Source organism: Lutibacter sp. (genome assembly GCF_021647475.1).
Classification (GTDB): Bacteria; Bacteroidota; Bacteroidia; order Flavobacteriales; family Flavobacteriaceae; genus Lutibacter.
Genome location: NZ_JAKIUR010000019.1, coordinates 1 through 15,050, shown reverse-complemented (window position 1 = coordinate 15,050; position 15,050 = coordinate 1). Strand labels below are relative to the sequence as shown.

At 28.7% G+C, this 15,050-nt stretch carries 7 protein-coding genes; all 7 read right to left on the bottom strand.

Annotated elements, in window-relative coordinates; genetic code table 11:
• Positions 1 to 28 precede the first annotated feature (28 nt).
• The 7 genes from L3J60_RS06230 to L3J60_RS06200 all read right to left on the bottom strand — a co-directional run bounded on the left by L3J60_RS06230 (position 29) and on the right by L3J60_RS06200 (position 14,928).
• Positions 29 to 3,961 carry a PAS domain S-box protein gene (locus L3J60_RS06230; RefSeq protein WP_291974634.1) on the bottom strand — a complete coding sequence of 1,311 codons (3,933 nt, stop codon included), beginning with the start codon at positions 3,959 to 3,961 and terminating at the stop codon, positions 29 to 31.
• Positions 3,962 to 4,075: 114 nt separating this feature from the next.
• Complete coding sequence (locus tag L3J60_RS06225) at positions 4,076 to 4,525, bottom strand: thioesterase family protein (RefSeq protein ID WP_291974633.1); 450 nt, start codon at positions 4,523 to 4,525, stop codon at positions 4,076 to 4,078.
• An 87-nt stretch (positions 4,526 to 4,612) separates the two neighbouring features.
• Complete coding sequence (locus tag L3J60_RS06220) at positions 4,613 to 8,599, bottom strand: hypothetical protein (RefSeq protein ID WP_291974632.1); 3,987 nt, start codon at positions 8,597 to 8,599, stop codon at positions 4,613 to 4,615.
• Positions 8,600 to 8,610: 11 nt separating this feature from the next.
• Positions 8,611 to 10,728, bottom strand: a complete 2,118-nt coding sequence (locus tag L3J60_RS06215; RefSeq protein WP_291974631.1) for a hypothetical protein — start codon at positions 10,726 to 10,728, stop codon at positions 8,611 to 8,613.
• A gap of 253 nt (positions 10,729 to 10,981) precedes the next feature.
• Positions 10,982 to 11,728: a LytTR family DNA-binding domain-containing protein gene (locus tag L3J60_RS06210; RefSeq protein ID WP_291974630.1), complete on the bottom strand. Its 747-nt coding sequence runs from the start codon at positions 11,726 to 11,728 to the stop codon at positions 10,982 to 10,984.
• Positions 11,718 to 14,570, bottom strand: a complete 2,853-nt coding sequence (locus L3J60_RS06205) for a histidine kinase (RefSeq protein WP_291974629.1) — start codon at positions 14,568 to 14,570, stop codon at positions 11,718 to 11,720. The genes L3J60_RS06210 and L3J60_RS06205 overlap by 11 nt, the downstream gene beginning before the upstream one ends.
• 46 nt (positions 14,571 to 14,616) lie before the next feature.
• Entirely contained in the window at positions 14,617 to 14,928 is a 312-nt protein-coding gene (locus tag L3J60_RS06200; protein WP_291974628.1) for a hypothetical protein, read from the bottom strand.
• Between the last annotated feature and the right edge of the window lie 122 nt (positions 14,929 to 15,050).

Here is a 15,050-nt window from a genome sequence, read left to right as displayed (position 1 = left end):
TTCTTAAAAAATTATTTTCAAAAATAATTTAAATCTTTAAGTATTTACCTAAAACTTCTAATAAATTCTCTTTAGAAATTGGTTTACTAATAAATTCATTACAACCTGCATTAAAAGTTCTTTTTTTATCATCATCTGTGGAGTATGCTGTTTGAGCAATAATTGGAATTTTTGGATGGATAGCTTTAATAATTTTAGTAGCTTCAAACCCATTTAGAACTGGCATTTTTAAGTCCATTAAAATTAAATCGATGTTTGAATTTGAATGACAAAAATCAACAGCTTCTTGTCCGTTTTTAGCATGGTGTAAAATACAATCGAATTTAAGGACATCTAAAAGTAAGGTTTCTAAAAACATATAATTTACTTGTTCATCTTCAACAATTAAAATAGTACATTTTGTTTTTTTAGATTGTTTTTCTTTAATGATATTGGTACTATTTTTTCCCTGAACTGGTTTGTATGGAATACTAACTGTAAATGTGGAACCAATACCTTTTACAGACTCTAACGTAATTTTTCCTCCTAAAAGCTCTGTATTTTCTTTGGCAATTGATAAACCTAAACCTAAACCACCAAATTTTTTAGATAATTCTTTTTCTTCTTGTGAAAATCGTTCAAATATACTTTCTTGTTTTTCTGGTTTAATGCCGATGCCTGTATCTTTTACATAAAAGTCTAGCGTGTTATTATTCAGTTTATATCCAAATTCGATAAAACCACTATTCGTAAATTTATAAGCGTTTTCTAAAAGATTTCCTAGAATTTTATTAAGTTTAAGTGAATCTGTTAGCACAATACTTTCTTTATCTGAGAGTGCTTTATTGAGATAAATAGGAATACCTGTTTCCTTTGCTTTTATATCAAAAATTGAAAACAATTCAACCATTAAGTTGTTAATATTTACTTCACTTTTTTGTATGGTAACCTGTTTGGTTCCTAATCTTGATATTTCTAAAATATCATCAATTACGTGTAAAAGTTGTTTTCCACTGTTTTGAATAATTTGAATAAAATTTTTTCTTTTTTCAGGGGATACGTCATCATTAGCCAATAAATCTGTAAATCCTAAAATGCCGTTCATTGGAGTTCTAATTTCATGAGACATGTTATTTAAAAATTCGGTTTTTAAACGGTTGCTTTCTTCGGCCTTTTCTTTGGCTTTATTTATTTCGGTTATATCGCTAATTGAAACGATAGTTCTATTATTTTCAATTTGTACAATACGCATGATTGCGTTAATAATAGTACCATCTTTTTTAAAGATATCTGTTTCATGAACAATATCTTCTTTATTTTTATAAATATCAATTAGTTCTTCTTTAAATGTATGTAGTGATTTTTCTGTAAAATTATCGCCAAAACCCGTTAATAATTCTTCTTTAGATTGCACCTCGAACAGCTCAACAGCAGCATCATTTACATTGATAACTTTTACTTTTGAAACACATTTTAAAACAAAATCTGGATTTTCATTTAAATAGGTTTTAATGTTGTGTCCTTTTTTTTCTATTTTATTAAGTAATTTTTTCACTTCCGAAAAATCTTCTTCCCAGAGTGCTATTGGATTTTTATCAAACAAATTTTTAAAACGTTGAGTATTTTCAAATAATAGTCTGTTTTTTTCAGATAGTTGAGTGCTTAATTCATTTAATTTCAAATTTTTATTCTCTAATATTTTATAAGTTTTTTTAATTATAGAAATATCAGTTACAAAGGCAAAAGAACCTTTTTTATTTTGTTGTTTATCAAATAAAGGTGAAGTTCTAAAAAAACAAGGTATTTGTTTTCCTTTATTAGTAGTTAATTCAATTTCGTAAGAACTTGATTTACCGAATGTTCTAAGTTTTATTTGTTCTTTAAAAATGGTAGTATTTTGTTCGTTTACAAATTCATAAATAGATTTACCAATTATTTTATATTTTGGAAGTCCTAAAATTCTACACATTTTTGTGTTTAAATCAACGGTATATGCATTGTTATCAATAACCCAAAAACCTTCGTCGGCAGTTTGTAGAATGTTGCTTAAATAGGTTTCATTAACCTTTAGTTTATCAAAAGATTTGCTTAGTTCTAATCTTGCTTTTTTTTGTAAAGTAATGTCTTCTTTTATAGCAATATAATTGGTTATTTTATTATTCTTATTTTTTATAGGAGTTATGGTTACCTGTTCCCAAAATAAGTTATCATTTTTTGCTTTATTTAAAAATTCTCCATGCCAGGTTTTGCCACTGCTAATGGTTTTCCACATAGAAGCATAATATTGATCAGGTTGTTTGCCCGATTTTAAAATTCTAGGGTTTTTCCCTAAAGCCTCTTTTGCAGTATAGCCGGTAATTTTTGTAAATTTTGGGTTGGTGTATTCAATATTGCCTTTACTGTCCGTAATTACAATAGTATTTGCACTTTGCTCAACGGCAATCAATAATTTTTCTTTTTCTTTTTCTTCAAGTTTTCGCCTGGTAATATCAAGGTTGACACCTCTAAACCCTTTTATGATTCCTTTTTTATTGATAATTGCTACTGCATTACTTTGAATATATATTAAAGAGCCATTTTTATGTTTAAACTTAACTTCAATATTATGCCAGCCTTGTTTTTTCGAAATATAATTTTTAAAATTTTCGATTAATTTTTCTTCATATTTCTTATTAACAAAATGAAAAATATTTTTTGATATAATTTCATTAGCTTTATAACCACTAATTTGTTCAACTAAATCATTACTATAAGTAAAATCACCGTTTAAATCCACTTCCCAAATCCACTCTCCAGTATTTTCAACAATATCTTTAAACTTTTCTTTTTCAAGGGTAAGATTTTCATTAATAGCCGTTAATTCTTTATTTTTTAACTGTAATTGTTTTTTTAATTTTTTTGTTTTTGTAATGTCATGATAAACTGTCATTTTGGAATTGTTTTCTAGCAAAACAGAAGTAACGATATAGTAATTATCTTTAAGTTTAACTTCTATAGAGTTACTTTTACCAAATTCTTTTAAATCATTAAAATAACACCATGAGCAAGGTTGCTCTAAATTATGAATAGCTTTATGGCATTTATCTCCAATCGCATTATATCCTATTTTTTTAATCATTCCTTTATTTAAATAGGATATATTATAATTTTCATCGCTCATATAAACTCCATCATCAAAAGCTGCTAAAATAGTTTCCATCATTTTATGCTGTTTTTTGAGTTTATTTTCAGCGTTTTTAGATTTAGTGATATCGGTTAAAACGCCATCATAATGTGTTGTTTCACCATCATTGCTTACAATAATATTAGTTTCGTCATGAAACCATTTTACGGTGCCATCTTTACAGATTAACCGATAGGGTTTATGCGTAAATTTCTTTAGTAATTTTTCTTCAAAATAAGCTACTTCACTACTTACTCTTTTTATATCTTCAGGATGAATAATATTTTCATATAAAACGGTTCTAGACAAAAAATCGTTTTCTGAATAGCCTAAAATTTGTGCTACATTTTTTGAAATAAACTCAACAGGCCAATGTGGTGCTTTTTTCCATAAAATAGCAAGAGAACTACTTCTTTCAATTATCTTATTAGCTCTATCTAAATTTTTAGTGAGCTCTAATTTTTTTGTGTAGTTTATACCTGAACTTAGGTGACCAGTAATGTTAAAATCGTCATCAAAAATAGGAGTATTATGCCAGTGTATAACTAGTTCTTTACCATTTTTAGTTAAAACTTTATTTTCATGTGAGGTTACTATTTTGTAGTTGTTGGTTAACAGTTTCTTTGAAACTTCCAAAGTTTTAGCCTTTGTGTTTACAGGAATAAAATTCTCAAACCAATTTTTACCAATAATTTCATCTTCAGTATAATTTAAAACTTCACAAGTTTTAGTATTAACATAGGTAACAATACCATTTTTATCTATTTCAACAAATAATAATTTTGAAGTATCATATTTGTATTTAATACTATCTACCATATAAGTATGAGGTGTATGGTTTAATTTAAAGGATGATAACTAATTGTTGGTATAAATTTAGTAAAAAAATAATTACCATTTATATAAAAGTAAATTTTGAAATAAAGTGTGTTTCTATTTTTTACTTTTAAGAAGTATTTCTTTAAAGTTTTCAGATTTTGGCAAATCGTAGAAAATATGATGAAAGGTATTTGGCAAACCTATTAATTTTCTTTTTTGTAAATCAATCCAAGCACCATATACTTTTACTTCGGCAGCAAGTTGACCCTTTTCATTGAAGATTTGATGACTAAATTTCCAACGTTCTAATCCTTTTGAACTTTCCTCTAAAGTCATATTAACCGTAATATTTTCTCCAATATGGATTTCTTTAAAAAAAGAAGTTTCTTCTTTAAATAAAACTGGACCAATATTTAGTTTAGCAAATTGATTAATAGAAAGTCCTTGTTTTTGAAAAAAACGAACTCTTACTTCTGCGGCATAATCGTTATATGCCGTGTGACGCATATGTCTATTTGGATCAAAATCTGACCATTTTGTATTAAATGTAATTTGGAAATCCATATGTTATTTTTGAAAGTGCTAAATTAGACAAATCAAAAAAAAGAGCCGAGATATTTCTCGACTCTTTTTTAATTTTTATAATTTTTTCTAGTTTTTAATACACCGAACACTTGCACCAGTAGTTCTGCCTATATAGGGATAAATATATGCGTTAGTACTAGTGAAAACTAAACCTTTTGGCGTTATTTGATTTACATCAATAACGCTAGATAAATAAAATGCTCTATAATTGTTATAGGCACTAGTACCGTTTGTGGCTCTAGCCCCAGCCATCGTCCATTTTAAAGGTGAAGCAAATGCACCGGCAGCATCATTAGTAATCCAGCTTAATCGTTCTGCATTTAGCTCTGTTTCTGTAGGAATTCTATAACCGCTAGGGCAAGGGTTATTAGTACCATTTACACCTTGCCATAAATTATTATTAGATGTCACACGCCAATCTGGACTACTTGGGACAGCGATAAACTTATTATGTCCAGGTACATTTGTAGTGCTTAATGTGGAAGTAGTTGTACTAGTTCTTTTTTCATGACCATCGGTTAATCGTCCCCATTGGTATAAATCGCCATAAGCCAAAGAATCTGTAGGGCTAGTGGCTACATGAGTAGCTCCTAAATTTTTATTCATCCATGTTTCACCAGTTTTAGGGTTGGTAACATCACCTGTGCTAGAAGGAAGTTCATAAGGAATTCCAATTGGATCAGGGTCATGTTGAATAAGATTTTCAATAATCACGGTTATTTTACAAGGTGCACAACGTTTACCACCACAAATTGGTGTAAATGTTACCGTGTATGTATTTGCGGCACTAAAATTATAGTTAAAAGTTTTACCAAATCCCGATTGTATAATTCCGTTTGAATCTTCAACTTCCCATTTATAGGTTACATCACAATTCTTAGGATTACAAATGTAGGTTGGTGCTGTAAATGAATAATAAGCACCTTTTTTCAGCTTTATTTCATCACTGCATTTAAGTTGTTTGCCTAAATAAGGTTGGGTATATATTTTTAGTTTAGGATCTTTAGGTATTTCTTTAATAAACCCTTTTATGCCAATAAAATTAGTTTTCCAATCGCCACAATCACAATCAGGTGTTTGCTGACAACATTCAATAGTGAAAGTAGTACTTCTATCGCTACATAATTTTTCTGAATCTTGAATTACAAACGACCAGGTTCTTGCTGGGTCACATGGAATATTTGATGGGATTGTATAAGTGTACGTCCCTGCATTTGAAATACCAGTTGCTATTACTTGATACATTACACTGTTTGTATTGTCAAATAAACCAATATCTACTGAGCCGGAAGGAGTTGTGCCACTCCAGTTTAAAGTAATACTGTCCCCTGGACAATACGTCTTACTCTGACCTAAATCTTTAATATCAATGTTGCAAGGTTCAGGTTCTGTTAGTTGGTCAGACGAAAAACAAACAATCTTTTCACACACATTACAATCCACATCTTTTACTCTCACTTTTAAACAAAATGAGAATGTTACCTCACAACAATCTAAATTTAAAGTTAAAGGATCAATAATGTCTAAATTAATACTGCCGTTAAGTACAGAAGGTGAGCCAGGTAGCCAGGTTAAACTACTTGTGTTATTATCTGAAGTGTTTAAAAGCAAGTTTGCTAATGTTGTTGTAGTTGAAGATAATGTTCCAAAATTCCCCAAATCATCAGGCTTGCAATCTTCATTTGAATATTCAACGTGGTAATCAACCATTGAAATTTCAACTTCTTGAATTGGAACAGCACCTCCATTAATGTTTACACTGTAATTTCCGTTGTTTTCTGTAAGAGAAGCTTCAAATCCATCAATATCACAACATTCTGTACCACTTACACAAGCTGCAGGAGCTTCTGGACTTCCATAATTTGCGTCTAACTCAACACCCGATGTAATCATTTTTGCTGTAACTGAAACACTTTCGTTACAACAATTACCACCACCAGATTTTGTTACAGGAATGGTAATTATAAAATTATCTCCAGGTTGTATTTGGGAGGAAGGATTTACAGTTATAACTACATTTCCTGATGTAGTACTTGTTATTGGAGTACCAATACCATCTTCAATTCTAATTTGCCCATTTATGGAAACACAGTCTGGTAACAGATCTGTAATAACCATGTTATCTAATGGAACACTACCGTTATTTGATACCGTAATAATATAGTTAAACGACTGTCCGTTTTCAACAATCTCAGCATCTGCTTCTTTTTTAATAGCCAATATTCCAACTTCATCAATACTATAATTTACGGAACTACTTAGAGTTCCTGAACCATTAGGAATTACAGCTGTGTTTGTTTTTGTACCATGTAATTGTGGTAAAATTTCAGCTTGAAAAGTAACAATTAAGAAGTTTGATTTATAATAATCACAAATACCGGGCATGCTAGTAATGGTCCACGTTGGATTTTGTAAATCAGTTGTATCAGCTACTACTGAAAATGGTGGAGGTACAGGAGTTGCTCCTGAAAAATATGGATTACAGTAAGATTTATATCCTGTACTTTGGTTTGTGTAATAATCGTAAGTTATAGAACTGGGTAGAATTTCCAAATTTTGGTTTGGCATTCCCATTGCATCATTAATAACAGTTGTTAAATCTCCTGAACCAGAATTCCCAATCATTACACTATAAGTGATAATATCTCCAATTTGATAAATAGGTGGCACCAACGTATTTGGAGGGTTTACGATACATTTTTTTATGGATGGAATTGATTTAGGAGCTTCAACAATAAAATCAACAGCAGCAGTTGTGTTTTGAATGGCGGTATCTATTGTTGGGCAATTAACACCAGGGCAAGGGGTAATTCCTCCTCCTGTGGTTCCAGTTCCAGTACCTACTGCTGAATAACTTAAATTTGCAGTATTACTAATGGTACTTCCTATGGATGTTGAAGAATTTATAGTAAAGTATATATATATATATTGTGAATACCCTGGATTTAAAATTAAACCTGTTGGAGCATCAAATGTATACGTAGTTGCTGGAAACGACGGTACAGCAGTAGGCGAAGAGGACCAACCTCCTAAGCTCATTCCTGTAATTGTAATTCCAGGAATATTCAAATTATCTGTAATTTGTAAATTTGTCAAAGGTACATTTCCATTATTGTAAACAATAATTTTATAACGAGCATCACATCCAGGAGTTAAATTTGTAGTATAACTACTTGAAACATATTTTTGAAATAAAACAGATGCATTTGGTGCAGCTAACGGAGGTGACGTTGCTGTTACAGTTCCTGTCATAGTACCACAAGTTCCATCACCCAAAGTAAAATTATAATTAGCAGTATTTGTGATAACTGTCCCATCTGGAGCACAATTTTGAAGCTTAACTTGATATTGCCATTGGCCATTGGTGTACCCATCTTTATTAATTAAAAATGAAGCACCACTTATAATTGGAACACTAGGAGTTTCAGTTATTGTACCATTTATGTGGTAAGTTCCCAATCCAGCTCCGTTTGGATTGTTATGTTTTAGCCAAATTTTCCATAAAGAAGCTCCGCATGTTAAATCACCTGTAATAAACTGTTTGGTTATACTCCAATAGTTATCAGCTCTTGCAATTACATTTACTGAAGTAGTACACGTAGTAATTACACCAGTGCAATCTAATTCAACAGTAACGTCAAAAGTACCAATTGTACCGTTACAAGTTGTATAATTAGGGAATTTATAAAATACGTTAAAATTTTGACCATCATTACCAGCTAAAGTGGGAGGTGTCGTATTTTGATAGATACCACTACCGATGCTCGTAAAAGGAATTGCAACAGAACTTTGAAAAACTAAATTTGAAGAATTTGTTATTGTCACTGTTTTTGTGCACCCGGCATCATAACTTCCTGGTAAGGTAATGTTTAAGGCAATATTATCTCCAGTTAATGCTTCTGTAGGGACAGATATAGTTACCGCATTTCCATTTAAATTACAAGTAGCAGTATTAGGAGTATTGTTTACCGAAATTTGAGAGTATGAGAATGAAGTCGCCACTAAAAATACTAGCAACATATATGTTTTGATTGTATATATTTTATTTTTCATGATAGTATTATTTATTGGTTATTAAATTGAAAACAATGAGTAAATACACATGATTTACAATTACCTTCTTCATAAAATACTTTTACTTTGATACATACCGTATAATCTATTACGCAACAACTAGGATCGAGTCCACTGAGCGGACCCGGTAAGCCAATGGTTAAATTGACAGGAATTGGTCCTGTAAGTGATGTATTACTTGTGTACTTTATATCTTTTGTCGCATTATTATTTGAACTAGAACTGCCGGAAGCAGTTTCATTAAATAATTGCAATGAAGTTGAACCGTTAATTGTAGTTCCTGGCATTAAAATCATTCCAGATTCTTCAACACTACTAACACCTTCTGTACAAGCTGATGGGTTTGCAGAATAACTATATGATTGTATTTGAAACTCAATTCCATAAATAGGAACATTTACATTAATGTTTCCATTAAAGTTAAATTGATTTCCAGTAGCTCCGTTTAACGAAATATTAAAATCATCGAACGAGAGTTCAATTCGATCACAATCATCACATAAACAGCTTGGTAACTCGTCAAATAGTGAACTCACACCAGGCTGACAAACAATTGGGCTAGGGTCTAAATCATCTCCTTGCAAACCAAAACCAATGGAAGTAACACTTGCCGAAACAGTTACTTCAAAACAGTAACTAACGGTAGTTGCAGATGCTCCAATTTGTGTAACCAATGTTGGATTTGGGCTCACCAATGTATAAGTTAATGGAGTATATGATTGGTCATAAACAGACAATCCAGACCCTAAATTTGCAAAAGTTAAATCTCCTGAAGCACTAGAATAGGTAGTGTCAAAACAAATTTTAAATTTTCTGTTTGCTCCAACATAGCCTAAACATTCAATGGTGTCATTAGAAATGGTAAAATCTATTTCACATTGACCCATGGTAAAGTAACTATTATTAGAAGAAATACCAGTAGTAGTTTCGGTTACTTTCCAACTATATTGCCCATCGCTTAATTTATTTTCTTTAAAAATAATTGTTGGATTCATTGTGGTTTTTGTAGTTTTTGAAATATACGTTAGTTGTACTTGATGGCTACTGCTAATTTTAATTACTTCAATAATATAGTGTGGATTTACAATTTTACTACCAATTAATTTCCATGTAAAGTTTTTAATTTCAGAAGTGCTTTTAAAACGACTATTATTTTTTGGAAGTACATTAACTAGTTTTCGTTGTTTATTTTTTTTGTCTGCTTTTTCTTTTGCGGAGTTAGTTAAGGTTATAGAAACTTTATTTTTGCCAACATACAATGGACTTTCACCGTTTGTAGTTTCGCCCTCATAAACAGGATTTCTTTTTAAGGTAATATCTGAATATTTTACTCTACCAGGGCGTTTACGTTTTACGTTTGGTGTGGTTGAGTTGTTTCCGAAATTATAACTTATTCCAACACCAAAATTGGTAGTTTGGGGTTTTATGCTTGTTGTAATTTCATCAAAAGCAATAGGCGTTCCATCTGCCTGAATAAAATCTTCGGCATCAATTATTCCATTTTTATTAGCGTCTACAATTGTTTTTTCTGTAATAGTAAATTCATTAGAAATCGCAGATAAATAATCTATGTTTGCAAATACATTTAAATTTCGGCTTATATTATAACCAATTTTAAAAGCTGTCGAAAAATAGGACACTTTATAAGTTTTGTTTGTTTCTAAACTGTAAAAAGGAATTGCAATATCAATATTTTTTACATAACTACTTTCAAGAGTTATTGGTTTAATGGACATTATTCCAGTTCTAAGTAAAAATGTCGCTTCAATTTTATTGAAGGTTGTTTTATATTCTGGTCCAAATCCATAATAGCTTACTTTCCAATCTTCTGTACTATTTATAGTTGAAAAATTAAGTGAATTTATGAAATTATCTAAATTGCTGTCCGTAGGGTTTGTATATTGCCCTAAAGACAAACCAATCCCAAATTTAGAAAAGTAATAAGCTCCTGCCAGTTCAAAATAGCTCCCATTATTAGCATATGCATTGTCACTAAAGCTTGAAGAAGGTGTTGAGATTCCAGAAGATAAAGTAAGATTAACAAATTTTTCTTGAGAATAACTCATAAAAGTTATTACAGAAAACGCAAGAAATAGTACTTTTTTCATCATATTATTTTTTTAGTTAGTAAATTTTATTAATGGCAATTTTAGAATATATCAACTAAAGTTCTATTTTGTTACCCTTTATTACAAACTCGAGTTAAACTAAAATGGACTTTAGAATTTTTATTGTAACAATTGTTACAATATACAACTTTTTTTGAATTCAAAATTTAGCAGGTTAATTTTTAGCTGATTGAGTGCTAATATAGAGCTGGTATCTGCAATACTGAAAATTATTATTTAAGAGAAATAGTATTTATATATTTTTAATTTTTTCTAAAAATGAAGTTCGTTTTGCTTTTGAAATTGGTACTTTATCATTATTATCCATAATAATATATCCTTCATTTAAATACTCATTAATATAATTCAGGTTTATAAAATGAGATTTGTGAACCAAATAAAAATGATGTAAACTAGCTATATTATTAAATTTTCCAATACTATATGAGCTTAAAATTGAGTTAGCATTTTCTAAAATTATCTTGGTATAACCGTCAATTCCTTCAAATCTAATAATATCTGCTGTTTTAATAAGGCTTAATCCTTTTTGAGTAGGAATTACAATAGTTGAATTTCCATTGCTTACTAAATTTTGAAGTAATTGTTGATTTTTTTCTAGAGCACTTTTTTGATTAATATTTTTTAAAGCATTTTCTATTGCTGATTGTAACTCATCATTATCAATAGGTTTTATAATGTAACCAATGGCACAGTGTTTAATTGCATCAATAGCATATTCACTATACGCGGTTACAAATATAATTTCAAAATTAGGATTTTCAATTTTAGAGAGTACATCAAAACCACTTAAAATGGGCATTTCAATATCAATAAATACTAAATCTGGATGATTTTGATTAATTTCTTGTACTGCTTTTTGTGGATTTTGAAATTTATGTGTTACCGCTATTTGAGGAAAATATTTTGCAATTTTTAAAGCTAAACTTTCTAATGCATTTTTTTCGTCATCAATAATTATAGCATTTATTTTAGTTTTCATTGTGCTTAAAAGTTAGTTTAACAATGGTTCCGTTTGAGTTTTTCAATTCATTTATAGAATAGATAATAAACCATTCTTTTGATTGATTTAATAGACTAATTCGGTCTTTTAAAATAGAATTAGATTTAGAAATATGTGTTTTAATGGAATTTTCTTTAATTTCTTGTGCCTTTTTCAAGCCAACACCATTATCGGAAATTTGAACTATTAATAGGTCTTCATTTTTTAAAAAATCAATTTTTATTAAGCCATTTCCTTCATTATGAAATAAACCGTGATTTACAGCATTTTCAACAATAGGCTGTAATAACATTGACGGTATTTTTTCTTCGGATAAATTTAAATTTTCATCAATATTAAATTGAAAATTAAATTGCTCACCAAAACGCATTTTTTCAATTTCCAAATAGTTTTTAAGGAGTGATACCTCTTGTTCTAAGCTTATAAATTTAGTTCTTGAAAAGTCGAAAAACTTACGAATTAATCGTGAAAATTTTACTAAATATTTTTCTGATAATTCAATATCATTTTTTGTGATAAAATATTGGATGGCATTTAATGAGTTAAACACAAAATGCGGATTCATTTGAGAGCGAAGTGCGTGTAATTCAAATTCTGATAACTGTTTTTGGGTATTTAGTTTTTTTAATTGTTTATTTAATTCTTTTTTTCTTATCATTAAAATAATTCCGGTTGTAAGTGCTAAAAATAATAATACAAAGATAATTTTGGCAATATTGGTTTGATACCATAATGGTAATATTTTAAAATTTATGCTGTTTGTTACGCCGTGAGAAGTAACACTTAATTTGTATTTGTTTGGTGGTAAATCTGTAAAATTGAGGTTATTTGATTTGGTTGTTATCCATTTTTTTTGAACGGGATTTAATTTATATTGATAACTAAAATTTTTATTATTTTCATCATAATTAATACTTGATATTGAAAATGTAGCATTGTTATCCTTTTTATACTTAAAAACCGCCTTTTTATTCGTTATTTTATTTTTGTTATAAAAAGCTTTATCTATATAAATGGTTATAAATTGAGAAGGGCTTTTTTGGTTTTTTGGTAAAATGGCAATGCCGTTATTTGTACTTGCAAAAATTTTATTTTTCTTTATAAGAATATCATTTATGGTGTTTGAAGGTAAACCATTATTTACATCAAATTTTTTAGTTAATTTATAACCTGTTGCACTTTTAATATATTTAAAAACACCTTCGTTGGTTGCTAACCAAATATTGTTATTTTCTATAAAGGCATTTTCAACCGTTAGAAATTTAGATTTAGGTAACTGTTTAATCGTTTTAAGATTTGTAATAAAACTTCCAAAGCCATCCGTATTTAATAAAAGCTCTGAGTTTGAAATTTTATTAAGGCTCAATATAGATTTATCAAAAATTTGGTTTGAAAAATTAACTTTTTTAATAGTATCATTTTTAAATTCTTTTAGCCCGTTAGATGTTGCAACAAGTAATTTGTTATTAAATACATATAAATAATTTATGCCTGCTTGCAAATATGCTTTTTTAATGGTTAGGTCAATTGGATTTATTTTGTTAATGCCAAAAGAAAAAAGGCTGTACAGATTTTTATTAAAGTAAATAAATTGAGAACCTAGTGGGTTTTGTAATGATTTTAATTTTTGATAATCAATTGTTTTTAAATGATTGTTTTTAAGGGTACTAATTTTAAAATTTGAAGGGAAAAAAGAAGTGTTTAATTCTTTAATTTCTATAGCTTTAAAAGGGAAGTTTTTCACATTTAGAAATAGCTCAAAATCTTTTTTTAAACGGTTATATTTATAATAACCCTTATTAGATACATTAATAAAAACAGTGTTATTTATAACACTAAATTTACCTGTATTTTTAGTTGTTAGTTTATAATTTATCTCTTGTTTTACATAGGGTAGTTTGTAAACACCATTAGAAAAAGTGGCTAACCAAATTGTTTTGTTTTTATCTATAAGTGCAAAATGAGCATTAATTTTTTTAGGAAAAAAATAAGGATTCTTAATATGAAATTTTTTATCTAAAAAACCTACAAAACCAGTTCCTGTTATTTGAATTTGATTATTGACTATGTTAATTCTAGCATGTTTAACTTTTTCTAATCTAACTTCATTTTTATAACTTGAATGTGTAAGTTTTAAATTGTTTAAATTGAGTATTAAGTAATCTTTTTCTGAAACCCAGCAGTACAAAGAATCATTTAATTGTTTTCTTTTTGCAAATTTTCTAAAAAATGGTTTAATAAAACACTTTTTAATAATCAAGTCTTTTGCTCCAATAATTTTTAAAGTGTCTTGAAGAATATTAATTTTTAAGCACGTAATAGTATTATGAAAAATAGCTATTTTATCTACATTTTTATCGTTATGATTAATTTTTTTTGTCCATTTACCATTTTTTAATTCAAAAGTATTGGTTGGCCCTGTTGGATATACGTTGTTTTTTATTTGACTTGAACAAATGGGATTCATAATTTCACCTTCATTACTTGTAGCAAATGAAAACACACTATCATTTTCTATATAACCTAATTTAGAAGATTTTGATAAATACCAAACTTTAGTATCTGGTGTTGTAAAACCTTCCCAAGCATCATTGTTTGGGAGTCCTTGTTTGGTTGTAAAAGTTTTAAAAGTTTTACCGTTGTATTTTACCATTCCTTTATCGGTTAAAAACCAAATAAAACCTTTAGCATCTTGTAAAATAGTATAAATGTGATTACTTGGTAATCCACTTTTTGTGGTATAATGTGTATACTGTTGCGCAAAAGAAAAACTCCATATTAGCAGAGTAAATAATGTGATATGAAGTTTTTTTTTATGCAAAAAATTAATTTTTAATTTTAAAAATACAATTTTAATTTGTGTTTTCTTACAAGTTATTGTTTTTTGTATAGAAATCTAAAGCTTTAGAAAATTTGAATGTAAAAAAAGAATCTCTTCCTTCATAATTAATAACTTTAACGGAATTATTGAAGTCATTTAGGAAAATGATTTTAAAAAAATCTTTTTCGGCTAATTTTCTTTCATTAATTAAATAATATTTTATAATTGCAGTTTTTTCTGCATCATTAAATACTTTTTTTGCAACTGTAGTTGTAGTCACTTTAGTTTTTTTAGCTTCAGAATTATTTTTGCATCCTATAAAAAGGAATAAGGCAAAAATTGTAAATAGTGTTTTCATTGGTCACAGATGTTAGTTGAAACTATGCACTTTAGTGCAAGACTTTCAGTTGCTACACAATTTTGTACTTTTGAGATATGAAAGGACAAAGGCGTATGGGTCACACAGTATCTAGACTCACA